Raw genomic sequence first — 24,926 nt, 5'->3', positions numbered from 1 at the left:
ATAAGGAACCTGTCCATGAGCCTCAACAAACTCTTCGCCGCTGCCGCGCTGCTGCTGGCCCCTGCCCTGGCCTTCGCGCACCCTGGCCACGGCGACAATGGCCTGGTGGCCGGCATCAGCCATCCCTTGGGCGGCCTCGATCACTTGCTGGCCATGGTTGCGGTCGGCCTGTGGGCGGCCCAACAGAAAGGCGTCGCGCGCTGGGCACTGCCATGCACCTTCGTGGGCACCATGCTGATCGGCGGGGTGTTGGGTTTTGAAGGGCTGCAATTGCCGGCGCTGGAAAGCGGGATTGCCGCTTCGGTGCTCGCCCTGGGCCTGGCCGTGGCACTGGCGGTGCGGCCGCCGCTGTTCATGGCGGTGGGTGCCACGGCATTGTTTGCGTTGTTTCACGGCGTGGCCCATGGCCTTGAACTGCCGGACATGACCAGCCCTTGGGCGTATGCCATTGGGTTTGTGGGTGCGACCGCGGCGTTGCATGCCGCCGGTTATGCAGTGGTGCGCTTTTTGCCAGCGGCTGCAGCACCCTTGGTGCGGGTGGCCGGGGCGGCTTCGGCAGCGACCGGGGTGTGGTTGTTGGCGGGCTGATCGTCAGCGACTGCAAGGACCTCATCGCAGGCAAGCCAGCTCCCACATTTGAGAGGGTTCACACTTCAAAAATGTGGGAGCTGGCTTGCCCGCGATAGTGCCAGTACAAACACCACCGATCCCAAGCCTGCTACCATGCGCGGCAAACACCCCTGCCGTGACGACGCCAGCCAATGCCCATCGCTTCCCCCTCTTCCCTGACGCCTGTGCTCACGCACTTCCATGACCTGATCGTGCCCCTCTGGCAAGGTCCGGGTTGGAATGCCGACCTCGCACTGCCCTTTGAGGCACTGGATGCCGATCATCAACCATTGCCCCCACAACGCTATCGCGCCATGGCGTGCGCCCGGCAGCTGTACCTGTTCGCCAGCCTGATCGGCGAGCCAGGTGCGGCCTTTGCCGATGAACGGGCGGCGGCGCTGTTCCGCTCCCTGCAGCGGCACTTCCATGATGCCGAGCACGGCGGCTGGTTCTACAGCATCGACCCGGCCGGCCAACCGCTGGACAAGCGCAAGGACCTCTACACCCACGCGTTCATCATCTTTGCCTGTGCCCATTACTGGGCCAAGGTGCGTGAACCCTTGGTGGAGTCAGTGCTCAACGCCGCACTGGAAGTTGTGGCTCAACGCTTTGCCACAGGCGATGGCTTGTATGAGGCCGTACTTGAGCGCAACTGGGCCTCGCTGAAATCCGGCCCGTTGCAAAACCCGCTGATGCACTTGGCCGAGGGCTTCCTCGCCACCCTCGCGGTACGCGAGGACGCGCAGGTACAAGCGGCACTGCTGGCACTGGCGACGGCCATGCAGCAACGCTTCATCGACCGCGAGCACGGCGTGATGCTGGAGAAACCGCTGGGCGCTGTGGATAACTGGTTTGAGCCAGGGCACCAGTTCGAATGGTTCTTTTTGCTGGAATCCTCAGAGGTGCTGCGCGGCACGCCGCTGCATGCATCACTGACACGGGCGTTTGCCTATGCCGAGCAAAAGGGTGTGGATAAGTTAAGCGGTGCGGTCAGTGGCATGTTGGCACTCGATGGCACGGTGCGCGACGGCACTCAGCGCATCTGGGCCCAGGCGGAATACCTGCGAGCACTGACCTTGCGTCCCGGCAGCGAGACGGTGCTGCAACGTCAATTGCTGGCGCTGCAACAGCGTTTTCTGCATGCAAAGGGCTGGCATGAATGCCTGGATGCCGACGGTAAGGTGAGCCGGCGGGATATGCCTTCTACCACCCCTTATCATTTGGCGACTTGCTATCAGGGTCTGGTCCAGCATCTGGGCTGACCTGCAAGGCCCCATCGCAGGCAAGCCAGCTCCCACACCTTAATGTGCGAACCCAATCAATGTGGGAGCTGGCTTGCCTGCGATAGCCTCACCTCGGTCTAACAGCCCATCACGCAATCCACTTGCGATCCCCGGTAAAACTGATCGTCAACCAACGCGCCGCATCCGGCGTGCCCAGCCCTGTGGATATCTCTTCGCGCAACCTGTCGAGGGTCGCGACCTTATCCACTGGGTAATCGGCCGGCAGCACTACATGAATCTCGATAAACCGCGCCCGCCCGTGCTTCTGCACATAGGACACGTAGTCATCGAAACCATGCCTGGCCTGCGCCGCATCCATCACTTCGCGTACTTTATCGTCCAGGTGATCCGGCGCGATCCCCAGCACTTCACGCAACGCCGGGCGCAGGATCTTGAACGCTGGCGCCAGCATACTCAGGGCCAACAGGATCAAAATCAGCGGGTCGACGTACACCGCCCATTCGCCATAGCCCTGGGACTTGAGCAGCAGTGCGGCAAGGAAGCTGATCAGCAAGCCCACCGACAGCATTGCGTCCACCAGCCAACTGATGTTGTCGAACTGGATCAGCGACGATTTAAGCGTGCGGTTGCGGTAGCGCACATAAAAGAAGTAGGCGAACTCCACGACGGTAAACACCGCCGCATAAATGATCACCAGCCCCAACTCGATCTCGCGCCCGCCGTTGATGATGCCGAACACACCATTGAGGAACGCGTAGATGGCGATCAGCAGCAGGAAACTGCCTTCGATCAACAGCACCATCGGTTCCAGGTGCCAATAACCGAACTGGAAGCGCTCGTTGCTTTTCTTGGCGATCAGCTTGGCCGTGATCAGCATCAGCACCTTGATGGCGGTGGCGATCAGCGAGAAAAAGCCGTCGAATAAAATGGATTGGGCGCCGGATATGACACCCGTGACAATCCCGGCGATCGCCACGGCGAACATCAGGATGGTCGATTGTTTGAGCAGTGCCTGCTCACCTCGGTTACTCACATTTCCTCCCGTCAAAACCTTTAAACCGCACAGTGCGGTGGGGTTTTCAGGAGTGGAGTGTACCTTATGGCCTATTTTTGGCCGATTTACCGCTATCGGGGCAAGCCCCCTCCCACACTTGATCTGCGAACCCGATCAATGTGGGAGGGGGCTTGCCCCCGATGCGGCGACGCGGTCTAAGGCCCTATTTGGCCCCCCGCTCAATCGCAAACCCAGCCCAGGTCTGGCTCACAGGCATCAGCTCCAACCGGTTGATATTCACGTGCGCCGGCGTATTCATCACCCAGAAAATCGTGTCGGCAATATCCTGCGGCTGAATCGGCTCGGCACCTGCGTAGGTGGCGTCATAACGCGCCTGGTCACCGCCAAAGCGCACCAGCGAGAACTCGCTCTCGCAAAGGCCTGGCTCGATGTTGGTCACACGCACGCCAGTGCCTTGCAGGTCGCAACGCAGGTTCAACGAGAACTGCTTTACGAACGCCTTGGAGCCGCCATACACATGGCTGCCGGGGTACGGGTAGTTACCGGCGATGGAACCCAGGTTGATGATCCCCGCACCCCGGCCATGAGCAATCAGGCGCGGCAGCAGCAGGTTAGTAGTGGTCAGCAGGCCCTTGATATTGGTGTCGACCATGGTTTCCCAATCGCCGAGGTCGCACTTGGGGGCCGGATCAGTGCCCACGGCCAGGCCAGCGTTGTTGATCAGGCCACGCAGTTTGGCGAACGACGGCGGCAAGTTGGCGATGGCCTCCTCCATGCCTTTGCGATCGCGCACATCCACCACCAGGCCATGCACTTCGGTCTGCCTGGAAAGTTCTTCGACCAAGGCATTCAAGCGCTCGGCACGACGACCGGTGAGCACCAGTTTCCAGCCGGCTTCGGCAAAACGACGGGCACAGGCCTCGCCGAAACCTGAAGTAGCGCCAGTAATGAATAGCGTGTCGGACATGGTGTTCTCCTTGAGTGCATCGGGGAAAAAAGTTGCCAGCAGAATGCCCTTCCGCCGCGGCTGCGGCAACCGCTACGCACGTAACTTCACACGCAACTGTGCGTTTTTTAACCACCCCAAGCAAAGCCTTATAAAACGTGGCCTGCAGCCATATGCGCGCAGGTTATCCACAACTGCGCCCACAGTCTTTGGGGGCAAGTGCAAATCGCTCGAAGCCACTGTGTACAAGGCTTGCAGGCGTTTTTAGAAAGTTTTTTGCTTGACCTTGGCTGGGGCGTATGTAGCCCCTGAAAAATTCGGAAAAACGCAACGATGGCTTCAGGCCAGTCATTCCGGCCCCTGCGGGCGTCTTTCCAGAGTTTAGTCACAGACTTATCCACAGGCTGGATGGACATATTCCGGTCATATACCTGTGTCTTTAAACAGGTTGACAAAGCCGGTAGAGGGTCGAGAAAAAGCCGCCGATCAAAAAACAACCACAACGCTACAGGCCCCGTATTCAAAGGCTTTCAGCCAAGTACACCCACGTTACCCACAGCCGGTTCCACAGTGGATGGGGACAAGTCAAAACTGTGACAAAACAGGGATTTGCGGCGGCTATATGTCGCGCTTTGGAGGTGGGCTGGATTTGTTTTCCACAATTTGGTGGAGGGCTTGTTGACACCGCAAAAACAAATGTGGGAACCGGGCCTTGGGTGGGAGCTGGCTTGCCTGCGATGCAGCCACCTCGGTATGCCAGCTAAACCGAGGTGATGCTATCGCGGGCAAGCCCGGCTCCCACATAAGGCCAGGTTCCCACAGGGGTGATGTGTCTGGACTTGAGGTCAGTGACCGCCCAGGTAGGCGTTGCGCACTTCCTCGTTCACCAGCAGCTCTTTACCGGTGCCCGTCAGGCGAATCTCGCCATTGACCATCACATACGCCCGATCCGACAAGCGCAGCGCATGGTTGGCGTTCTGCTCCACCAGGAAGATGGTCATCCCGGTAGACGCCAGCTCGCGCAGGGTAGAAAAGATCTGCTTCACCACAATCGGCGCCAGTCCCAGGCTTGGCTCGTCGAGCAGCAACAGTTTGGGCCGGCTCATCAGCGCACGAGCGATGGCGAGCATTTGCTGCTCGCCGCCGGACATGGTCATGGCGCGCTGGTTACGCCGCTCCTTGAGCCTGGGGAACAGCTCGAACATGCGTTGCATATCCTCGCTGGCAAACTTGTCGCCAATGGGGATGGTGCCCATCAGCAGGTTTTCCTCGACGGTCATGTCGGGGAACACCCGCCGCCCTTCCGGCGACTGCGCAATGCCGTTGGAGGCGATGTAGTGGGAGGACTTGTGGGTAATGTCGACGCCGTTGTACAGAATCTGCCCCGACTCGGCCCGAGGCTGGCCGAAGATCGACATCAGCAGCGTGGACTTTCCCGCGCCGTTGGAGCCGATCAGGCTGACGGTTTCGCCTTCGTTGATGTGCAGCGAGACTTTCTTCAACGCCTGGATCGGGCCGTAGAACACGTCCAGGTCCTTCATTTCGAGGATAGGTGCGCTCATACCAACTCCTCTTCGTCCGCGCCCAGGTAGGCGGCGATCACTTTCGGGTCGTTGCGGATCGCGTCGGGGCCGCCTTCGGCGATCACGTTGCCGTGGTCCAGCACCACAATGTGGTCGGAAATACTCATCACCATGCCCATGTCGTGTTCGATCAGCACCACCGTGAGGTCGTGTTCGTCGCGCAGCAGGCGAATCATCGCGCTGAGGGCTTCGGTTTCCTGAGGGTTGAGACCCGCTGCCGGTTCGTCCAGGCAGATGATCTGCGGCCGCGTGCACATGGCGCGGGCGATCTCCAGGCGGCGCTGCTGGCCGTAGGAGAGCTCGCCAGCCAGGCGGTTGGCGCAGTCCACCAGGTCCACAACCTCCAGCCAGTAGAACGCACAGTCCAGGGCATCACTTTCAGCCTTGCGGTAGCCCTTGGTATTGAGGATGCCCGCGAGCATGTTGCGGTTGACCCACATGTGCTGGGCCACCAGCAGGTTTTCCAGCACCGACATTTCCTTGAACAGGCGAATGTTCTGGAACGTCCGCGCCAGGCCGGCGCGGTTCACCAGGTGGGTGCCGCCGAACATCTTGTAGTACACGCGGCTGAGGAAGCTTTTGGGCGATACGAAGTCGGTGGCCTCAAAGCGCTCACCCAACAACTGGATGACGTTGGTTTGCTTGCCGCGCACGTTGAGTTCGATCTTGCCGCCGCTGGCTTTGTAAAAGCCGGTGAGGCAGTTGAACACCGTAGTTTTGCCGGCGCCATTGGGGCCGATCAGGGCAAATATCGAGTTGCGTTCGACCTTGAGGCTGACATCGCTCAGGGCCTTGATGCCACCGAAGTGCATCATCAGGTGTTCGACAGATAGCACGACTTCCTTGCTCATGGCGCTACCCCCTTGCGTGGCGTCACACCGGTGCGGCTGATCCGAATCAAGCCACGCGGTCTCCAGATCATCATCACCACCATCAACACGCCAAACAGCAGCACACGGTATTCGGAGAAGCTGCGCAGCAATTCAGGCGCCACGGTCAGCACGAATGCCGCAATCACCACGCCCACCGTCGAGCCCATGCCGCCCAACACCACGATGGCCAGGATCAACGCCGACTCGAAGAAGGTAAACGACGACGGATTGACGAAGCCCTGGTAACTGGCAAAAAACACACCCGCCAATCCGGCAGTGGAAGCCCCAATGGTGAACGCCGAGAGCTTGACCAATACGTGATTCAGGCCCATGGAACGACAGGCGATTTCATCTTCACGCAAGGCTTCCCAGGCGCGACCGACCGGCATACGCGTGAGGCGATGCTTGATGTACAGCACGGCCAGCACCACCAGAAACAGCACGATGTAGATGAACATGAACTTGATGTTGGGGTTGTAATCGATGCCGAAGAACTCGTGAAACGGGATGCCGCCATCCTTTGCACGCTTGCCGAACTCCAGGCCCAGGAAGGTTGGCGAAGGCACCGGCATACCGTTGGGGCCGCCGGTGAATGACAGCCAGTTGTTGAGTACCAGGCGAATGATTTCACCAAAGCCCAGGGTCACGATGGCCAGGTAGTCACCGTGCATTCGCAGCACCGGGAAGCCGAGTATGCACCCCGCCAGCGCCGCCGCGATTGCCGCCAGCGGCAGCACCGTCCAGAACCCCAGGCCGAGGTATTGATAACCCAGCGCCAGGCCGTAGGCACCGATGGCATAGAACGCCACGTAACCCAGGTCGAGCAGGCCGGCCAGGCCCACCACGATGTTCAGGCCCAGGCCGAGCAACACGTAGATCAGCCCGAGAATCACCACGGTCAGCAGGTATTTGTTGGCGAAGATCGGGAACACGATGGCGATCACGATCAACGCCGGGATGATCCAGCGCAACCGCGATTTGTAGTCCGGTGGCAGCACGTGCACACCCGAGCCGCTGCTTTCAAAACCCTGCAGAATCTTCACGCCCTTGGGGGTTTGCAGGAACAGGCTGAGGGCAAAGCGTCCGGCCATCACAATGGCGACCAACGTGGCAACGCGCAGCGGCTCCAGGTTGAAGCTGTAGCCGTCGAGCACTACGCCGACGATGGGCCCGAACACGATCAGCGAAATCAGCCCGGCGAGGACCGTATCGACCACACTCTTCTTGATATCAATGGATTTGGCAGCAGACATGTTTACACCTTCGCCACGAGTGGGCGACCAAGCAGGCCCTGGGGACGGAAAATCAGAATCACCACCAGCAGGGAGAAACTGAACACGTCTTTGTAGTCAGAGTTGATCAACCCCGAGAACAGCGACTCGGAGATACCGAGGATGATCCCGCCTAGCATCGCCCCAGGCAGGGAGCCGATGCCGCCGAGTACCGCCGCGGTAAACGCCTTGATGCCGATGATGAAGCCGGCATAGAAGTCGAAGGTGCCGTAGTTGAGGGTGATAAGCACGCCGGCCAGGGCAGCCATGGCCGCGCCGATGACGAACACGTAGGAGATCACCCGGTCGGTGTTGATGCCCAGGATCGAGGCCATCTTGCGGTCTTGCTGGGTGGCGCGGCACATGCGACCCAGCTTGGTGTACTTGATGATGTAGGTGAGCAACGCCATGCCGGCGAATGCCGCCACGAGGATGAACACTTTGGTGTAGGTCAGTTGCACGAAGCCAGTGCCGATATCGACGCGCCAGGCGCCGGCCAGCAGGGTCGGGATACCTTGTTGCTTGGCGCCCTGGGCGATCTGTGCGTAGTTCTGCAGGATCAGCGAGATGCCGATGGCGCTGATCAGCGGAGCCAGTCGGGTGGAGTTGCGCAACGGTTTATAGGCGACCCGTTCAATGACCCAACCGTACACGCCGGTGACGACCACGGTGAAGATCAAGGTGCCGAGAATGAGCAGCGGGAAGGATTCGATGCCGAAGTAAGCCAGCAGTGCCAGACTGATCGCCGCGAGGTAAGCGGAAATCATATAAACCTCGCCGTGGGCGAAGTTGATCATGCCAATGATGCCATAGACCATTGTGTAGCCGATGGCGATCAGGCCATAGACCGACCCGAGGGTCAGGCCGTTGACCAGTTGCTGCAGGAAAATACCATCCATAACGCAATCTCACGCGGTGAGCACCTGCACACCGGTGGGTGTGCGGCGCTTCTGGAGGAAAAAACAGATCTCAATAACAACACCGTTCCCCTGTGGGAGGGGGCTTGCTCCCGATTTCGGTGGGTCAGTCATGCATGTGTTGGCTGACACTGCGCTATCGGGAGCAAGCCCCCTCCCACATTGGAACTGTGGTGTTCAGCCTTACTTCTGTTTTTCCAGCTGATGGTACTTACCGTCCTTGTCCCACTGGTAAACCACATAGTCAGAGACTTTCAGGTCACCTTTGCCGTCCCATTCCTTCTTGCCCATTACCGTCTGCACGGGGTTGGCCTTGAGCCACTTGGCCGCGTCTTCGCCCTTGTTGGACTTGGCACCGTTGAAGCCGGCGGCCAGGGCCTGGATCGAGGCGTAGGCATACAGGGTGTAGCCTTCAGGCTCGGTGCCGTTTTTGCGGAACTCTTCAACCACGGTCTTGCTGTCCGGCAACAGGCGCGGATCGGCGCCGAAGGTCATGTAGACGCCATCGACGTACTGCGCACCACCGGCGGTCGCCACCAGTTCGTCGGTCACTACGCCGTCATCGGACATGAACTTGACGTCTTTGAGGCCCGCTTCACGGATCTGGCGCACCAATGGGCCGGCCTCTGGATGCAAGCCGCCGAAGTACACGACGTCGGCGCCCAGGGAGCGGATCTTGGTGACCAGGGCGCTGAAGTCTTTCTCGCCACGGGTCAGGCCCTCTTCCAGCACCGGCTTGACGCCACGCTTGGTCAACTGCGCAGCGGTGGCGTCGGCCAGGCCTTTGCCGTAGGTGTCCTTGTCGTTGATCACCGCGACTTTCTTGCCCTTGAGCACATCGACGATGTAGTCGCCGGCGACGATGCCTTGCTGGTCGTCACGCCCGCACATACGGAACATCGCGGCCAGGCCGCGCTCGGTGACCTGTGGATTGGTGGAGCCTGGGGTGATGGCGATGATGCCGGCTTCGTCGTAGACCTCAGACGCCGGGATGGTGTTGGACGAGCAGAAGTGCCCGACCACACCGATCACCTTGTCCTGGTCCGCCAGGCGGTTGGCCACGGCCACGGCTTGCTTGGGTTCGCAGGCGTCATCGCCGGCAATCAGCTTGATCTGCTCGCCGTTGATGCCGCCGGCCTTGTTGATAACGTCGGCTGCCGCCTGGGCACCCTTCATGTACTGCTCACCGAAAGCGGCGTTGGCACCCGTCATCGGGCCCGCCACACCAATTTTCACATCAGCTTGAACAAACGTAGAAACACCCAGCGCCGCTGCAACGGCGAGGGCCAGAAAACCTTTCTTGTAAAACGTCTGGGACATGAGTGGTGCTCCGATATTTTTGATTTTTGGCACGACAACTTGCATTCAAACTTTTCACTGAAAGCTCAGAGCAAGCCGCGTGCCATTACTTTTTTATTCTTCAAAAAGACACGGTGTCATTGTTATTACAGGCGTTTCGACGCCTTTTGCCAGGACGTGCAACCGTCTAGCCCCGATAGGTGCAACCAACGAACCAAAAAAGTACAACCCCGCCAGGTCGCAGCTGCAACCAGAGGGATAAACGACAGTTCCTACACCTGTAACAACGTGCGTAACGGAACTGCACATTTACAGTGCGTGATTGCTACGCCTTGCACCAATACAGATGGGTAGCCTGCTAAGAAAAAGCAGGCTTTTGAGCGGTATTTCGCTGATCAGATCACGATCCTCAGACATTGCCCGGCGTGATACAGCGAGAATCCTGCTTCATACAGGCAACTGCGCAGACCTGCACCCGCCAGTGGCTGCATCGGTGCAAAGGGGATCGGCAAGGCCTGGGGATTCTGGTGACACAGATAGTCGGCAAACGCCTTGCCGACCACACTGCCGGTGGTCACACCGCGCCCGTTATAGCCGGTGACTGCGACCAGGCCAGGGGCGGGTTCGAACAGGCGCATCAGATGGTCTGGGGTAAACGCGATGCAGCCGGTCCAGGTGTATTCCCACTGCACCGATTTGAGATACGGGAAGTAGTGCTGCTGCACCCGATCGGCCCACGCCTTGAGGAACCAGGCAGGTTTCTGGTTGCCATTGCCCAGGCTGCCAAGCAACAGACGGCCATCGGCATCGCGACGGATGCTGCTCAGTACCTGGCGCGTATCCCACGAGCCCTGGCCACCGGGGAGGATTTGCCGGGCGGCATCATCGGTCAGCGGCGCTGACGCCACCTGATAGTAATAGCCGGGGAAAAAATTGCGCCGCAACTCGGTCCATTCGCCTTCGGTGTAGGCGTTAGAGGCGATCACCACCTGAGCGGCCTGCACCGCGCCCTCGGCGGTCTGCACCGACCAATCGGCACCTTGGCGCTCAAGCTGGGTGACCGGGGAATGGTCAAACAACTGCCCGCCCAGCGCTGCGGCGGCATTCGCCAAGCCCGTGGTGTAGGCCATGGGGTTCAGGGTGCCGGCCCGTCGATCGAGCAAGGCGGCGGAGATTTTTTGGGTGCCGGTGGCTTGCTCACACGCCTGCCCGGTGAGCAATTCGACCGGCGCACCACGGCGCTTCCATTGCTCTTCACGACTGCGCAAATCCGCCTCGCCACGGGCGTTGTGGGCCATGTGCAAGGTGCCCTCGCGGCGCAATTGGCAATCGATCTTGTATTTGTCGATCAGGCTGAATACCAGGGCCGGCGCTGCGCCCAACATGCGGTTTAGCTGGCTGCCAACCGCCGTGCCAAACCCGGCTTCGATCTCATCTGGCGGGATCCACATGCCGGCATTGACCAACCCGACGTTACGCCCCGAACCGCCATGGCCGGTGCGATGGGCCTCCAGCACGGCAACGCTTTTACCCTGCTCCAGCAAATGAATGGCCGCCGACAAACCGGTGATACCGGCGCCGATCACGCAGACATCCACCTTGAGCGCGCCCCTGAGCGCGGCACGATCCGGCCGGCCGGGGGTGAGGTGTTCCCATAAACATGTTTCGCGTAGTGCCATTGCCAGACTCCGATGAGACCTAACAAACAACTTTTCAGAATTGAAAATCTGATCAAATGTGGGAGGGGGCTTGCTCCCGATAGCGGTGGGTCAGCTACAGATTTGCTGACTGAAACACTGCTATCGGGAGCAAGCCCCCCCACATTTTGATCTCACTTCGACGCGTGGGCTCAGTCGAAGGTAATGCCTTGGGCCAGAGGCAATTCCAGCGAGTAGTTCACGGTATTGGTCTGACGCCGCATATACCCGCGCCACGCATCAGAACCCGACTCTCGCCCGCCGCCTGTCTCTTTTTCACCGCCAAAGGCCCCCCCGATCTCCGCGCCGCTCGGGCCGATATTGACGTTGGCAATCCCGCAATCACTGCCCACCGCCGACATGAATTGCTCGGCTTCACGCACATCCGTGGTGAAGATGCATGACGACAGCCCCTGTGGCACCGCGTTGTTCAAGCACAGGGCTTCGGCGAAGTCGGTGTAGCCGACCACGTAGAGAATCGGCGCGAAGGTTTCCGTACACACCACGTCGCTTTGCTCGGGCATTTCCACAATTGCCGGCGAGACGTAGTAAGCGTTGGGGAATGTGTCTTGCAGTTGGCGCTTGCCGCCGAACACCTTGCCGCCTTCGCTCAAGGCTTGCTCCAGGGCGTCCTGCATGTTGTCAAAACCCTGCTTGTCGATCAGCGGGCCGATCAGGTTGCCTTCCAGCGGGTGGCCAATGCGCACCTTGGAATAAGCAGCCTTGAGGCGGGTGACGATGTCCTCCTTGACCGACTCATGGGCGATCAGCCGGCGCAAGGTGGTGCAGCGTTGGCCGGCAGTGCCGACGGCGCTGAACAGGATGGCGCGCACGGCCATGTCCAGGTCGGCGCTTGGGCCGAGGATCATCGCGTTGTTGCCACCCAGCTCAAGAATGCTACGGGCGAAGCGCGCCGCGACTTTCGGCGCCACTTCGCGGCCCATGCGCGTACTGCCGGTGGCACTGATCAGGGCCACACGCGGGTCGTCCACCAGCGCGGCGCCGGCGTCGCGGCCGCCGATGATCACCTGGCTCAGGTACTCGGGAGCATCATCAAACTTGCTCAATACGCGCTCGAACAGCGCCTGGCACGCCAGGGCGGTGAGCGGGGTCTTTTCAGAGGGTTTCCAGATCACCGCGTTGCCGCACACCAATGCCAGCGCGGTGTTCCAGGCCCATACGGCAACCGGGAAGTTGAAGGCGCTGATCACCCCGACCACGCCCAGCGGGTGCCAGGTTTCACGCATATGGTGGCCTGGGCGCTCGGAGGCAATGGTCAAGCCGTACAACTGTCGGGACAGGCCCACAGCGAAGTCGCAGATGTCGATCATTTCCTGGACTTCACCCAAGCCTTCCTGGGTGATCTTGCCGGCTTCCCAGGAGACCAGTTCGCCCAGGTCGGCCTTGTATTGGCGCAGTACGTCGCCAAACTGGCGCACCAGCTCGCCACGCCGCGGCGCCGGCACTTTGCGCCAAGCCTCAAATGCATGCTCGGCACGACTGACCTGTTGCTCCACCTCGGCGGCGCCTTCCCAGTGCACACTGCCGATACGGCTGCCATCAATCGGCGAATGCACGGGCTGTTTGCCCGCCTGGTACAGCGCCGGGTTTACCCCGAGACGATCAAGCAATGCGGCAACCATGGGTCACTCCTTCAATCTGCATACAAAAATTCGCGCCGCAATACGCACGGCGATCCTGGCCCTATTTGTAGCTGGCCCAAGACTTGCCAACAAACGACGATTAGGCGAGATATCATTCCGTTTATTCATGCAAAGAATAAAAAGAGGCAAGCCGTGCTGAACAAAAGACATTTGCCGTCGATCACCGCTCTGCAGTGCTTCGAAGCCGCCACCCGCCACCTGAGCTTCACCCGCGCCGCCGAAGAGCTGAACCTCACACAAAGCGCCGTGAGCAAACAGGTGGCGCAGTTGGAAGAGTTGTTGCAGCACCTGCTGTTTCGCCGGGTACGCCGCCGCTTGCAGATGACCCCGGCGGGCGATCTGTACCTGGTGGAAGTGCGCAAGATCCTCACCCAGGTGGAGATGTCTACCCATTACCTGCGCTCCTACGGCGGCGAGACCGAGGTGCTGCGCGTGTCCATGCCCTATACCTTCGGCGCGCGCTGGCTGGTGCCGCGCCTCAAGGGTTGGCGCCTGCGTCACCCGCAGATCCACCTGGACCTGTGCAACGAACAGCAGCCGGACGAGCTGCTGCAAGGCAAGGCTGACATGGCGTTCTATTTCGGCCAGGGCGCACGCCCTGGTACCGAGAGCCTGAAGCTGTTCAGTGAAGAGCTGGTGCCGGTATGCGCGCCGGAGAGCCTGCCGGCGCAGCCTTTCACCGACCCCACGCAACTGAGCGACCTGGTGTTGCTGCAAAACGCCTCGCGGCCCCAGGGCTGGCATGACTGGTTCGCCAGCCAGGGCTTCCACACCGAGCACAGCTACCACGGGCCGCGGTTCGACACCTTCTATATGTGTATTCGGGCCGCGCAGGTGGGTTGTGGCGTGGCGCTGTTGCCGCGCTTTCTGGTGGAAGAGGAATTGGCCGAGGGCAAGCTGGTGATTCCCTGGCAACATGCGATGCCGAGCCAGGATGCGTATTACCTGGCTTATCCGGAGCATTCGGCGGAGGTGCCGAAGGTCAGGGAATTTGTGAAGTGGATGCTTGAGCAGGTTATTTAGTGCCTGGAATACCGCTATCGGGAGCAAGCCCCCTCCCACATTTGGAACGCATTTCAACCTGTGGGAGGGGGCTTGCTCCCGATAGCGCCAGTGGCCGTGGCAAAAAAATCACTGGCAAACCGACCCACGTGTATGCGCCACTAGCCCCCTTCCTTAATTGTGCGTAAAGGCCGGCGCCCATCGCCGAGCCGTCTGGAGATTCCCGTTATGAGCGAGAGTGTGTTTGCCGATCGCATCGTGCAGAACCTGCTCGACACCGACTTCTACAAGCTGACCATGATGCAGGCGGTGCTGCACAACTACCCCAATGTGGAAGTTGAATGGGAGTTCCGTTGCCGCAACAGCGAAGACCTGCGCCCGTACCTGGCGGAGATCCGTTACCAGATCGAACGCCTCGCCGAGTTGAGCCTGAGCCCCGATCAATTGGGTTTTCTGGAACGCATCAGCTTTATGAAGCCGGATTTTTTGCGCTTCCTCGGGCTGTTCCGTTTCAATCTGCGGTATGTGCAGACCGGTATCGAGAACGGCGAGTTGTTTATCCGCCTGCGCGGACCGTGGCTGCATGTGATCCTGTTTGAAGTGCCGATGCTGGCCATCGTCAGCGAAGTGCGTAACCGCTATCGCTACCAGACCGTGATCCTCGAACAGGCCCGCGAACAGCTGTACCGCAAGTTCGATTGGCTGACGGCCAATGCCGCCAGCGATGAACTCTCGGAACTGCAAGTGGCCGACTTCGGCACGCGCCGCCGCTTCTCGTACCGCGTGCAGGAAGAAGTGGTAAGCGTGCTCAAACACGACTTCCCAGGGCGCTTTGTCGGCACCAGCAACGTGCACCTGGCTCGCGAATTCGATATGAAGCCGCTGGGTACCATGGCCCACGAATGGATCATGGCCCACCAGCAACTCGGCCCACGCCTGATCGACAGCCAGATCGCCGCCCTGGATTGCTGGGTGCGTGAGTACCGTGGCCTGCTGGGCATCGCCTTGACCGACTGCATCACCACGGACGCCTTCCTCGGCGACTTCGACTTGTACTTTGCCAAGCTGTTTGACGGCCTGCGCCACGACTCCGGTGATCCGATCCAATGGGCGGAAAAAGCCATCGCTCACTATCACAAGCTGGGCATCGAGCCGATGAGCAAGACCCTGGTGTTCTCCGACAGTCTGACGCTGCCCAAGGCGTTGGAAATATTCCGCGCGTTGCGGGGTCGGATCAATGTGAGCTTTGGTATCGGCACCAACCTCACCTGCGACATTCCGGGGGTGGAACCGATGAGCATCGTGCTTAAAATGACCGCCTGCAATGGCCAGCCCGTCGCCAAGATTTCCGATGAAGCGGGCAAGACCCATTGCACCGACCCGAATTTTGTCGCCTATTTGCGTCACGTTTTCAAAGTACCTGCCCTATCCAGCAAGGAGTGAAGCATGCAAGCCGTACAGCGTGAGATTGCGCAGCAGCTCAAGGTGCAAGCACCGTTCAAAGACCAGGCCGCACTGGAGGCAGAAGTCGCCAGGCGCGTAGCCTTTATCCAGGACTGCCTGCGCAATTCCGGGCTCAAGGCCCTGGTGCTGGGCATCAGCGGCGGCGTCGACTCCCTGACCGCAGGCCTGTTGGCCCAACGTGCCGTGCAGGAACTGCGCGCCAGCACTGGCGATGAGGCTTATCGTTTTATCGCCGTGCGCCTGCCCTATGAAACCCAGTTCGACGAACACGAAGCCCAGGCTTCGGTGGACTTCATCGAGCCGGACGAGCGCCACACCGTCAACATCGGCCCGGCGGTCAAAGCCCTGGCCAATGAAGTAGCAGCGTTTGAAGGCAAGGCGGCGGTGTCCCGCGACTTCGTACTGGGCAACACCAAGGCGCGTATGCGCATGGTGGCGCAGTACACCATCGCCGGCGCGGCCAGTGGCCTGGTGATTGGTACCGACCATGCGGCGGAAGCGGTGATGGGCTTTTTCACCAAGTTCGGTGATGGTGCCTGCGATCTGGCGCCATTGAGCGGGCTGGTGAAAAACCAGGTGCGAGCGATTGCCCGGCATTTTGGTGCGCCCGAGTCACTGGTAGAGAAGATCCCGACGGCGGACCTGGAAGACTTGTCGCCGGGCAAGCCTGACGAGGCGTCACATGGCGTGACCTATGCAGAGATTGATGCGTTCCTGCACGGTAATCCGGTGCGTGAGGAAGCGTTCAGGATTATCTGCGAGACGTATCGCAAGACTGAGCACAAGCGGGTGATGCCGTTTGCGCCTTAAGGTGAGTCAGCTGATTTTGCAGTGACTGCCAGAATGCCATCGGGGGCAAGCCCCCTCCCACACTTTGATTTGTGAATACATTCAAATGTGGGAGGGGGCTTGCCCCCGATGAACGATAACGCGGTGTTACTTCAGGACCACGGCACCTTTCATCATCGAGATGTGGCCAGGGAACGAGCAGAAGAAGCTGTACTTCTCATCGGCTTTGAGCTTGGAGACGTCGAAGGTCACCGAGTCTTTCTCGCCAGCACCAATGATCTTGGTGTGGGCGATGATGCGGTCATCACCGGCTTTCAGATAATCCTTATCGATACCTGCAGCCATACCGTCAGTAGCCACAGGCTGCATGTTGGCTTCAGTGGTCAGCACCCAGTTATGCCCCATCACGTTCTTGGGCAGGTTGCCCGAGTGAGTCAGCTCAACGGTGAACTGCTTGCAGCTCTTGTCGATGGTGATTTCTTTGGTATTGAAAGACATCTGGTCGGTGGAGTCGACAGTGACCTTGCACTCTGCAGCAAGCAACTGGCCGCTAGCCAGAGTCAGCAGGGAAACAGCAACGAGTTTGGCGAACATGTGAATCTCCAGGGCAGGGTTAGAAAACGCGTATTGCGACAAGGGTGCCTCAAGCAGGCTTAGTTTCTTATGATCTGCATCAACAGATTGTATACAACTTTAGGCTATCAGGTTGATCAACACAATCAACCAGCCAAACTGCCGCACCCTGCCTATGATCGCCCCATCACTCACGGGAGTTCATGCCATGCACCTCAATCACCTGTTCAACGGCCTGCTGGCCGCCTACGCCTGCGGTAAGTGAAAGCAAAGGGCCCCCTGAAGCTGCTACCATGACGACCCAAGGCAGCTGCGCGCCGCCTACCCTCACCTTCGACCCTAGAGGATCGCCCATGGCCAAACCTAATTACTCCTTCGCCAAACGTCAGAGAGACTTGGCAAAGGAACAGAAGAAAGAGGAAAAGCTGCAACGCAAGAAAGCCGCTGCAGACGAAGAAGCCGGCGCGCTGAACCCGGATGCGGAAGGTGAAGCAGCAACTGACGAGACCGAAACCCCGAAAGACCCGGCTGAATAAATTTTGTTGGGGTGAGCAGGCCCTCCCTGTTCACCCCAACCCACCGCTACTCCAGCGGCATCACCGTCACCCGCACCTCCGGGTCATGGCTCCCTCCTCCCAGAATCACCCCACGCAACGGCGACACATCGGAGAAATCCCGGCCCCAGGCCAGAGTGATGTGCTCCAGTGCCGGCTGCACATTGTTGGTCGGATCGAAATCCACCCAACCCGACCGCGGGCAGAACACCGAGACCCACGCATGGGACGCATCGGCGCCGATCAGCCGTGGCTGGCCGGGCGGTGGCTGGGTCAGCAGGTAGCCGCTGATATAGCGCGCCGCCAGGCCCCGTGAGCGCAGGCAGGCGAGCATCAGGTGGGCGAAGTCCTGGCACACACCGCGACGACGCTCCAGCACCTCCACCAGCGGCGTGGCGACCTGAGTGGCTTCGGCATCAAAGGTGAATTCGCTGAAAATCTTATGCATCAACGCCTGCACGCCGACCAACAACGGCTCGCCAGGTGGGAAGCAGCTTTCAGAGAACTCGACGAAGGTTTTTTTCAGATGCACGTAAGGCGATTCGAAGCGATAGCGGCAGGCTTCAATCACCTCCATCGACAGCGCCTGGCTGCTGTAGGTAAAACTGTCACGGGTGCGGTCCCACGCCGGCGATTGCCCCAGATCCAGCGCGGGTCGCGCCAGCACTTCCACGGTCAACCCGGCATTGACCAGCAGCTCATCATGAGGACGCTCGAACGCCAGGCGCGTGATCGGGTTGCCAAACACGTCCAGCTCATCACGGCGTGAAGAGGGCGGCGGGCTGATGTCCAGGGTTTGCCAGGTGCAACGCTGCCACGCACACGGCCGTGGCCACAAATGCGCCAGCTGCTGGGCCAGGGACACCGGGCTGTCGTAGTGGTAATGGGTATCGTGAAAAATCTGATAGCGCGCACTCATCACACCGACACCGTTTGCTGGCTGACATCATCCACATGGGCAAAATGGCGCAGCGCCAGGCGATCCGACACTTGCCCGCTCTCATCGGCGACCGCTTGCAGCAGGTCGGCCAGGCCATCCAGCGCGGCACGCACGCTGGGCTCGCCAAACAACGGGTTCTCCAGGCACCCCAGGTCAAAGCGCCCCAGGCGCTCCACCAACGGCGCGAGGCCGGTTTCCCTGGGCACCCCAAAATCATCATTGAGGCGACGCACGGTACGGCTCACCAGTTTGAGCTGGAACAGCACCGCATGGGGATTCTGCTCATCGAGCAACAACAGGTCGAGCACCGGGATCAGCTGCGGCACCGCCAGGTAGCGCGAGCGATAGGTGATGCTGCTGTTGCCCAGCTCCAGCAACCACTCCAGCCCCGCCTGATCGAACACCGCCACACCGCGCAGGAACGCTGCCAGGCTGGTACTCAGAAATTGCAGACGCTCAATGCGCCGGCCCATCATCAAAAAGCGCCAGCCTTCATCGCGGGTCATATCATCCAGGGCAAACCCGGACAGCGCCGCCAAAGACATCACCAAACGGTTGAGAAAATCCAGCAGCTCGCCGAAGTCCGGGGCCTGGCTTTCCAGCTCCATGGCTTCGCGTTGCAGCTCCACCAGGGCCTGCCAGTTTTCCCGCGACAGCTTGCCGCGCACCTGGGACGCTGCCCACTGCAAGCGCTGCAAATTGGCGCGCAGGCTTGAGGGCCAGTCATCACCGAGCAAGGCCGCGAGCAGACGCTCCGGTAGCTCGCCCTCCTCCGGCAACAGGCGCAGGCTTTCTCCAAGTTCGACCGCCGCCTGCAATGCCAACGGATCGTCGCCGTCGACATAACGCGCCAGCACAACGCGCAGCCAGCGCGCACTGTCATCGCAGCGTTCGCAATAACGGCCAAACCAGAACAGGTTTTCCACCACCCGCGACGGCAGATACGGGTCGCGGCGCACCAGATCATGCACGCCAATGGCGCGCTGGGCACGCCACTGTTCACCAGCGCTGGCGCGCTCGCCGAGCACCCATGTGTCCTTGCTCGCACCGCCGCGTTGCATCGACACCACTTCGGCATCGGCGTCGGCGGCCACACGGGTCAGGCCACCGGGCAGCACGCGATACCCTTCATCGCTGGCTACTGCGTACACACGCATCCCGATGGCGCGGTGTTGCAGATGATCTTCTTCGGTATGCCACACCGGCGCCTGGGACAACTGCGCCAGCTCCTGGGCGACATAGGCGTAAGGCCGCGCGCGCATCCGCTCGGCCAGGGCCTGGCGTTGTTGTTCATTCAAATCACGACCGAACACCGGGGCGAAACTTTGCGAAGGAAACGCCGGCTTGATCAACAGTTCCGGGAGCTTCTCCAGTGCCTCGGCCAGCACCGGTGCCTCGCCGCACCACCAGGTGGCAATCGACGGCAGGATCAGCGCTTCACCGAACAGGAACTCGTTGATCTTCGGCAGGAACCCCAACAAGCCCGGCGACTCCAGCACGCCGCTGCCCAAGGCATTGGCCACCAGCACATTGCCTTGGCGCACGGCGTCAAGCAGGCCGGGCACTCCCAGGGCCGAGTCGGTACGCAGCTCCAGAGGGTCGCAGAAATCGTCATCCAGGCGGCGCATGATCGCGTGGACCCGGCGCAGACCGCTGAGGGTTTTCAGGAACACCGTGCTGTCGCGCACGGTAAGGTCGCCGCCTTCTACCAGTGGGTAGCCGAGCTGGCGGGCGAGATACAGATGTTCGAAATAGCTTTCGTTGAAACGCCCCGGCGTGAGCAGCACGATCAGTGGCGGCTGGTCATCGCCGGGCGCCTGGCGGGCCAGGGTTTCCTGCAAGGTGCGAAAAAAACCGGTGAGGTGCTGCACCTGCAAATCACGGTACAGATCCGGGAAGGCGCGAGACACAATGGTGCGGTTTTCCAAGGCGTAGCCGGCGCCCGACGGCGCCTGGGTACGGTCGGCGGTGACCCACCAACGGCCATCGGGAGTGCGCGCCAGATCCACGGCGTACAGGTGCAGAAAAGCACCGTCCGGCGGCTGGATACCCTGGCACGGCCATAAAAAGTTGTTATGCCCAAATACCAGCTCGGCAGGCAACAGCCCCTCTTTGATCAGGCGTTGCGGACCATAGAGGTCGGCGAGTACCGCATTGAGCAGACGCGCGCGCTGGGCGATACCGGCCGACAACTGCCGCCACTCATCAGCGGCCAGCACATGGGGCAGCAGGTCCAGCTCCCATGGGCGATCAGCGCCCTTGGGGTCGGCGTAGACGTTATAGGTCACGCCGTTTTCCTGGATCTGCCGCGTCAGCAACGCCTGGCGCTGGGCCAATTGTGCGGGCGTACTGCGTTGCAGATGGTCGAGCAGGCGCTGCCAATGGGCACGCACCGCGCCGCCGGCGTCCAGCAGTTCGTGATAGGTGCCCGCGGTCAGCGGGTAACGGTCGAGCAAGTCGGACATGGAACGCTCGGCAGAGGCAAGGGAAGTCAGGTTAACTCAAATTCACTACGATCCAATGTGGGAGCTGGCTTGCCTGCGATAGCGGTGTGTCAGTCACCAGAACTGTCGACTGAACCACCGCTATCGCAGGCAAGCCAGCTCCCACACTTGGATCATGTTCATTCCTTATTTTTTGTAAAACGCCGCAAATCCAGGGTCATTGGCAATTCACCGTTCACCACTACAGTCGGCACCACAAGCTTGCCCGGGCTATGCCCCAACCGGAAAAACCGCGCCATTCGCCGGCTCTCTGCCTCATTGGCATTGACCGGCAAGCTGTCGTAATTGCGCCCGCCCGGATGCGCCACATGGTATTGGCAGCCACCCAGCGAGCGCTGCATCCAGGTGTCGAGCAGGTCGAACACCAACGGCGCATGGACTGCAATGGTCGGTTGCAGGCAGTTGGCCGGTTGCCAGGCGCGGTAACGCACACCGGCAACAAACTCTCCCACCCGACCGGTCGGTTGCAGCGGCACGGGTATGCCGTTGCAGGTCAGCAGATAGCGCTGCGCCGGCAGGCCAGTCAACTTGACTTGCAGGCGCTCCAGGGACGAATCCACATAACGTACCGTGCCGCCTACCGCGCCCTCCTCACCCAGCACATGCCAAGGCTCCAGGGCCTGGCGCAGTTCCAGTTCGATACCGCTGACGGCGTAATCACCCACTTTGGGAAAGCGGAACTCCAGATGCGCGGCAAACCACTCGGCCCGCAGCGGATAACCGGCAGCGTTGAGCTCGACAATGACGTCGGCAAAGTCCTGTTCGATAAAATGCGGCAACAAAAAGCGGTCATGCAGTTCGGTGCCCCAACGCGCCAGCTTCGGCGGCGCATAAGGTTCGCGCCAGAACCGTGCGACCAGCGCGCGCAGCAGCAATTGCTGAGTCAGGCTCATGCGCGCATGGGGTGGCATTTCGAAAGCGCGCAACTCCAGCAGCCCCAGGCGGCCGGTGGCACCCTCCGGCGAGTAGAGTTTGTCGATACAAAATTCGGCGCGATGGGTGTTGCCGGTCACGTCGATCAGCAGGTTGCGCAACAGGCGGTCCACCAACCACGGCGGGCATTCCTCGCCCGGTGCCGGCATCTGCGCGAAGGCGATTTCCAGTTCATACAGCGCATCGTTGCGCGCCTCATCCACCCGTGGCGCCTGGGAGGTCGGGCCGATAAACAGGCCGGAGAACAGGTAGGACAGCGACGGATGGTTATGCCAGTAGCTGATCAGACTGCGCAGCAAATCGGGGCGACGCAGGAATGGTGAGTCCTTGGGCGTCGCACCGCCGAGTACGAAGTGGTTACCACCGCCTGTGCCGGTGTGGCGCCCGTCGATCATGAATTTCTCGGTGGTCAGGCGGGTTTGCCGGGCTTCTTCGTAAAGAAATTCGGTGCGTTCCACCAACTCATCCCAGGTGGCGGATGGCTGCACGTTGACCTCGATCACACCCGGGTCCGGCGTCACGCGAAAATTGCTCAGGCGTGTGTCGGCGGGTGGCTCGTAGCCTTCCAGCAACACGGGGCAATGCAGTTCCTGGGCGGTGGCCTCGATGGCCGTCACCAGCTCCAGATAATCCTCCACGCGTTCCAGCGGCGGCATGAACAGGTACAGGCGTCCTTCCCGCGCTTCGGCGCACAGCGCAGTGCGGGTCAGCCAATCGGCGGATTCGTCGACCTTTGGCACACGCTCATCACTTGGGGCCGGCTCGTCGTGGCTGTGCAACTGCGCGGTCGTGGGCAGCTGCGGCTGATCCTGGTTCGGGTCAGTCGGGTGTATGAACGGATACTCCGCCGCTGTCACCCACGGCTGCGAAGCCAACGGCAGCCGATAACCCAACGGCGAATCGCCCGGCACCAGGCGGCAGTGGTCATCGCGCAAGTACCAGCGCCCACTCTGCCAGCGATCATTGGCGGCGGTGCGCGCCAACGGCAGCACTTGGCCGATGACCTTGTCCAGGCCCTGGACGAAGACTTTGCGCAGGCGTTCGCGCTCCAGTTCGTCGCTTAAGCGCGGGTCCTGGGCGCTAACGTTTTGCGGCAGTGTGCCTTCGCGCCACAGGTAGTAGAAGTTGTCCTCAAAGGCAGGGAACACAAAGCGCGCCGGCAACTTCAGACGCTCGGCGACGCTGGCCAGGAAACGTCCGGCCATCGCGCCGTCAGCCCCATAGTCCTCTTGCTCATCGGCGATCAGCGCACTGTTGTGCCAGACCGGCACCCCATCGCGGCGCCAGTAGCAATTGAGCGACCAACGCGGCAGTTGCTCGCCGGGGTACCACTTGCCCTGGCCGAAATGCACCAGGCCCTGGGGCGCATAGTGCCGGCGCAGGCGCTGGAACAGCTCGGCGGACAGGCGACGCTTGTCCGGCCCCAGGGCGGCGGTGTTCCATTCGGCGCCGTCGGGATCGTCGATGGACACGAAAGTTGGCTCGCCGCCCATGGTCAGGCGCACGTCATGCTTGAGCAGGTCACCGTCAATCTGTCGGCCCAGGGCCTGGATCGCCAGCCATTGTTCTTCGGTGTAGGGCTTGGTTACCCGAGGGGCTTCCCATATACGCTCCACCGACATCTCATGAGTAAATTCGCATTCGCACGGTTCCACCAACCCACTGATGGGTGCGGCAGACGATGGATCGGGGCTGCAGGCCAATGGGATATGCCCTTCACCGGCAAATAAACCGGAGGTGGCATCCAGGCCGATCCAGCCAGCGCCGGGCAAATACACTTCGCACCAGGCGTGCAGGTCGGTGAAGTCCACTTCGGTGCCGGAGGGGCCGTCGAGGGCTTTGACGTCAGCGGTGAGCTGAATCAGATAACCAGAGACAAATCGCGCCGCCAAACCAAGATTGCGCAGCAATTGCACCAACAGCCAGGCCGAGTCGCGGCAGGAGCCGGAAGCGTTTTCCAGGGTGAATTCCGGGGTTTGCACGCCCGGTTCCATGCGGATCAGGTAGCCGATATCGGCGGCCAGGCGCTGGTTCAGCCCAACCAGGAAATCCACCGCAGGCAAGGGTGTGCGGTCAATACCGGCCAGGTAGGCGGCAAACCTTGGCGTCAGCGGCAAGGTTTCCAGGTACGGCGCCAGCTCGCGCTGCTCATCGGCGGCGTAGCTGAAGGGGATTTTTTCGGCGTAGGGTTCCAGGAAAAAGTCGAACGGATTGAACACCGCCATCTCGGCGACCAGATCGACTTCGATGCGCAGTTGGTCGGTTTTTTCCGGGAACACCAGGCGCGCCAGGTAATTGCCCTGGGGGTCTTGCTGCCAATTGATGAAATGCTGCTCGGGCAGCACTTTCAGCGCGTAAGACAGGATCCGCGTGCGGCTATGGGCTGCCGGGCGCAAGCGCACAATTTGTGGGCCGAGTTCGACAGCACGGTCGTAGCGGTAATGCGTAACGTGGTGCAACGCGACATGTATCGACACGGCGGCCTCCTGCGAGCCTGGGCATGAGTACAACGCGCGCAAGACTTATGCCACAGCGGCCGTCATTGCGCTTTATCGTGGAGCCCGGTGCAGTACAGCACTAAAACGGTGCCAACGTACGTACCACGGTGCAAGAGCTGCACACATTTATGGCGTTAGTGTGAGGGTGGATGGTGAATCTACCCAATCAACGGGCTTTGCGCTTTGCGATTGCGGCTTGGCGCAGATGGCGTATCCCGGACAGTTTTTTGCGCATTTCGCGGTGGCGTTTGCTGTTGAGCAGCAGTAACCCCAACAGTGGAAAGAGTACAGCCGAGCCATAGACCAGCTTGTTGAGATCGTATTGAATCATTGGCAGTGCGAACAACAGACAAGCGCCCAAGTACGCCGCTACCAGCCGTGTAGCCCAGGGATAGCCGCGTGCGATCATGACGTTGCCAAAGACAAGCACTGCCACTAGCACCAGGATCGCGCCTACTGAATAGTTGGCCTTGAGCGCAGGATCAACACCGCGCAAATAGGTCACGCCAGCCATGGAAACCGCAGCCGAGCCGGAGAAGATCGCCATGAAAA

The 24,926-nt window shown here is 60.6% G+C and carries 20 protein-coding genes; 6 read left to right on the top strand and 14 right to left on the bottom strand.

Features of this window, described 5'->3' with window-relative positions; genetic code table 11:
• The first annotated feature begins 15 nt into the window (after positions 1-15).
• Both E4P00_RS06715 and E4P00_RS06710 read left to right on the top strand, forming a co-directional pair.
• A complete protein-coding gene (locus E4P00_RS06715; protein WP_032878162.1) occupies positions 16-588 on the top strand; it encodes a HupE/UreJ family protein in 573 nt (190 codons plus the stop codon).
• Positions 589-761: 173 nt separating this feature from the next.
• Positions 762-1,871 (top strand): AGE family epimerase/isomerase, encoded by a 1,110-nt coding sequence (locus E4P00_RS06710; RefSeq protein WP_032878163.1) that lies wholly within the window; start codon positions 762-764, stop codon positions 1,869-1,871.
• 109 nt (positions 1,872-1,980) lie between these two features.
• Here E4P00_RS06710 and E4P00_RS06705 read toward each other — a convergent pair whose 3' ends face one another.
• From E4P00_RS06705 to E4P00_RS06665, 9 genes are all read right to left on the bottom strand, one after another.
• Complete coding sequence (locus E4P00_RS06705) at positions 1,981-2,886, bottom strand: cation diffusion facilitator family transporter (RefSeq protein ID WP_005784289.1); 906 nt, start codon at positions 2,884-2,886, stop codon at positions 1,981-1,983.
• 184 nt (positions 2,887-3,070) lie between these two features.
• Positions 3,071-3,835 carry an SDR family oxidoreductase gene (locus E4P00_RS06700; RefSeq protein WP_248130988.1) on the bottom strand — a complete coding sequence of 255 codons (765 nt, stop codon included), beginning with the start codon at positions 3,833-3,835 and terminating at the stop codon, positions 3,071-3,073.
• 824 nt (positions 3,836-4,659) lie between these two features.
• Positions 4,660-5,376 (bottom strand): ABC transporter ATP-binding protein, encoded by a 717-nt coding sequence (locus E4P00_RS06695; protein WP_005784287.1) that lies wholly within the window; start codon positions 5,374-5,376, stop codon positions 4,660-4,662.
• Complete coding sequence (locus tag E4P00_RS06690) at positions 5,373-6,248, bottom strand: ATP-binding cassette domain-containing protein (RefSeq protein ID WP_005784285.1); 876 nt, start codon at positions 6,246-6,248, stop codon at positions 5,373-5,375. Before E4P00_RS06690 ends, E4P00_RS06695 begins: the two co-directional genes overlap by 4 nt.
• Positions 6,245-7,522, bottom strand: a complete 1,278-nt coding sequence (gene livM, locus E4P00_RS06685; RefSeq protein WP_005784284.1) for a high-affinity branched-chain amino acid ABC transporter permease LivM — start codon at positions 7,520-7,522, stop codon at positions 6,245-6,247. Before livM ends, E4P00_RS06690 begins: the two co-directional genes overlap by 4 nt.
• Positions 7,523-7,524: 2 nt before the next feature.
• Positions 7,525-8,439 carry a branched-chain amino acid ABC transporter permease gene (locus E4P00_RS06680; protein ID WP_003188099.1) on the bottom strand — a complete coding sequence of 305 codons (915 nt, stop codon included), beginning with the start codon at positions 8,437-8,439 and terminating at the stop codon, positions 7,525-7,527.
• A 201-nt stretch (positions 8,440-8,640) separates the two neighbouring features.
• Positions 8,641-9,777, bottom strand: a complete 1,137-nt coding sequence (locus E4P00_RS06675; protein ID WP_032878167.1) for a branched-chain amino acid ABC transporter substrate-binding protein — start codon at positions 9,775-9,777, stop codon at positions 8,641-8,643.
• Between the two features lie 374 nt (positions 9,778-10,151).
• Positions 10,152-11,435, bottom strand: coding sequence for an FAD-binding oxidoreductase (locus tag E4P00_RS06670; protein WP_032878169.1), 1,284 nt, complete (start codon positions 11,433-11,435; stop codon positions 10,152-10,154).
• A 170-nt stretch (positions 11,436-11,605) separates the two neighbouring features.
• The gene (locus tag E4P00_RS06665; protein WP_248130986.1) at positions 11,606-13,096 is read right to left on the bottom strand and encodes an aldehyde dehydrogenase family protein; all 1,491 of its coding nucleotides are present in this window, start codon (positions 13,094-13,096) and stop codon (positions 11,606-11,608) included.
• A gap of 153 nt (positions 13,097-13,249) precedes the next feature.
• Between E4P00_RS06665 and E4P00_RS06660 the strand changes: the two genes are divergently transcribed.
• From E4P00_RS06660 to nadE, 3 genes are all read left to right on the top strand, one after another.
• The gene (locus tag E4P00_RS06660) at positions 13,250-14,140 is read left to right on the top strand and encodes a LysR family transcriptional regulator (RefSeq protein WP_248130984.1); all 891 of its coding nucleotides are present in this window, start codon (positions 13,250-13,252) and stop codon (positions 14,138-14,140) included.
• 207 nt (positions 14,141-14,347) lie between these two features.
• Positions 14,348-15,562 (top strand): nicotinate phosphoribosyltransferase, encoded by a 1,215-nt coding sequence (gene pncB, locus E4P00_RS06655; protein ID WP_005784275.1) that lies wholly within the window; start codon positions 14,348-14,350, stop codon positions 15,560-15,562.
• A 3-nt stretch (positions 15,563-15,565) separates the two neighbouring features.
• A complete protein-coding gene (gene nadE, locus E4P00_RS06650; RefSeq protein WP_248130982.1) occupies positions 15,566-16,393 on the top strand; it encodes an ammonia-dependent NAD(+) synthetase in 828 nt (275 codons plus the stop codon).
• Between the two features lie 126 nt (positions 16,394-16,519).
• On the opposite strand, the gene azu is transcribed toward nadE, so the two are convergent.
• Positions 16,520-16,966, bottom strand: coding sequence for an azurin (gene azu, locus E4P00_RS06645; protein WP_043047849.1), 447 nt, complete (start codon positions 16,964-16,966; stop codon positions 16,520-16,522).
• A gap of 332 nt (positions 16,967-17,298) precedes the next feature.
• On the opposite strand from azu, the gene E4P00_RS06640 reads away from it, so the two are divergent.
• Positions 17,299-17,481: a hypothetical protein gene (locus E4P00_RS06640; RefSeq protein ID WP_005784271.1), complete on the top strand. Its 183-nt coding sequence runs from the start codon at positions 17,299-17,301 to the stop codon at positions 17,479-17,481.
• 46 nt (positions 17,482-17,527) lie between these two features.
• Here the strand turns inward: E4P00_RS06640 and E4P00_RS06635 are convergent, their stop codons facing one another.
• From E4P00_RS06635 to E4P00_RS06620, 4 genes are all read right to left on the bottom strand, one after another.
• Positions 17,528-18,418, bottom strand: coding sequence for a transglutaminase family protein (locus E4P00_RS06635; RefSeq protein WP_103733900.1), 891 nt, complete (start codon positions 18,416-18,418; stop codon positions 17,528-17,530).
• Complete coding sequence (locus tag E4P00_RS06630; protein ID WP_216090663.1) at positions 18,418-20,904, bottom strand: circularly permuted type 2 ATP-grasp protein; 2,487 nt, start codon at positions 20,902-20,904, stop codon at positions 18,418-18,420. Before E4P00_RS06630 ends, E4P00_RS06635 begins: the two co-directional genes overlap by 1 nt.
• Positions 20,905-21,062: 158 nt before the next feature.
• Positions 21,063-24,353 carry a transglutaminase family protein gene (locus E4P00_RS06625; RefSeq protein ID WP_248130980.1) on the bottom strand — a complete coding sequence of 1,097 codons (3,291 nt, stop codon included), beginning with the start codon at positions 24,351-24,353 and terminating at the stop codon, positions 21,063-21,065.
• 187 nt (positions 24,354-24,540) lie between these two features.
• Entirely contained in the window at positions 24,541-24,921 is a 381-nt protein-coding gene (locus E4P00_RS06620; RefSeq protein ID WP_228309281.1) for a hypothetical protein, read from the bottom strand.
• Between the last annotated feature and the right edge of the window lie 5 nt (positions 24,922-24,926).

The organism is Pseudomonas sp. B329, assembly GCF_023127835.1.
Classification (GTDB): domain Bacteria; phylum Pseudomonadota; class Gammaproteobacteria; order Pseudomonadales; family Pseudomonadaceae; genus Aquipseudomonas; species Aquipseudomonas synxantha_A.
This window is presented reverse-complemented; position numbering and strand designations above follow the sequence as displayed.

Bases quoted from the DNA above. Each gene is read 5' to 3' on its own strand.
- E4P00_RS06715 (WP_032878162.1), top strand. From the start codon at position 16: ATGAGCCTCAACAAACTCTTCGCCGCTGCCGCGCTGCTGCTGGCCCCT.
- E4P00_RS06710 (WP_032878163.1), top strand. From the start codon at position 762: ATGCCCATCGCTTCCCCCTCTTCCCTGACGCCTGTGCTCACGCACTTC.
- E4P00_RS06700 (WP_248130988.1), bottom strand. From the start codon at position 3,835: ATGTCCGACACGCTATTCATTACTGGCGCTACTTCAGGTTTCGGCGAG.
- E4P00_RS06695 (WP_005784287.1), bottom strand. From the start codon at position 5,376: ATGAGCGCACCTATCCTCGAAATGAAGGACCTGGACGTGTTCTACGGC.
- E4P00_RS06690 (WP_005784285.1), bottom strand. From the start codon at position 6,248: ATGAGCAAGGAAGTCGTGCTATCTGTCGAACACCTGATGATGCACTTC.
- livM (WP_005784284.1), bottom strand. From the start codon at position 7,522: ATGTCTGCTGCCAAATCCATTGATATCAAGAAGAGTGTGGTCGATACG.
- E4P00_RS06680 (WP_003188099.1), bottom strand. From the start codon at position 8,439: ATGGATGGTATTTTCCTGCAGCAACTGGTCAACGGCCTGACCCTCGGG.
- E4P00_RS06675 (WP_032878167.1), bottom strand. From the start codon at position 9,777: ATGTCCCAGACGTTTTACAAGAAAGGTTTTCTGGCCCTCGCCGTTGCA.
- E4P00_RS06670 (WP_032878169.1), bottom strand. From the start codon at position 11,435: ATGGCACTACGCGAAACATGTTTATGGGAACACCTCACCCCCGGCCGG.
- E4P00_RS06665 (WP_248130986.1), bottom strand. From the start codon at position 13,096: ATGGTTGCCGCATTGCTTGATCGTCTCGGGGTAAACCCGGCGCTGTAC.
- pncB (WP_005784275.1), top strand. From the start codon at position 14,348: ATGAGCGAGAGTGTGTTTGCCGATCGCATCGTGCAGAACCTGCTCGAC.
- nadE (WP_248130982.1), top strand. From the start codon at position 15,566: ATGCAAGCCGTACAGCGTGAGATTGCGCAGCAGCTCAAGGTGCAAGCA.
- azu (WP_043047849.1), bottom strand. From the start codon at position 16,966: ATGTTCGCCAAACTCGTTGCTGTTTCCCTGCTGACTCTGGCTAGCGGC.
- E4P00_RS06640 (WP_005784271.1), top strand. From the start codon at position 17,299: ATGGCCAAACCTAATTACTCCTTCGCCAAACGTCAGAGAGACTTGGCA.
- E4P00_RS06635 (WP_103733900.1), bottom strand. From the start codon at position 18,418: ATGAGTGCGCGCTATCAGATTTTTCACGATACCCATTACCACTACGAC.
- E4P00_RS06630 (WP_216090663.1), bottom strand. From the start codon at position 20,904: ATGTCCGACTTGCTCGACCGTTACCCGCTGACCGCGGGCACCTATCAC.
- E4P00_RS06620 (WP_228309281.1), bottom strand. From the start codon at position 24,921: ATGGCGATCTTCTCCGGCTCGGCTGCGGTTTCCATGGCTGGCGTGACC.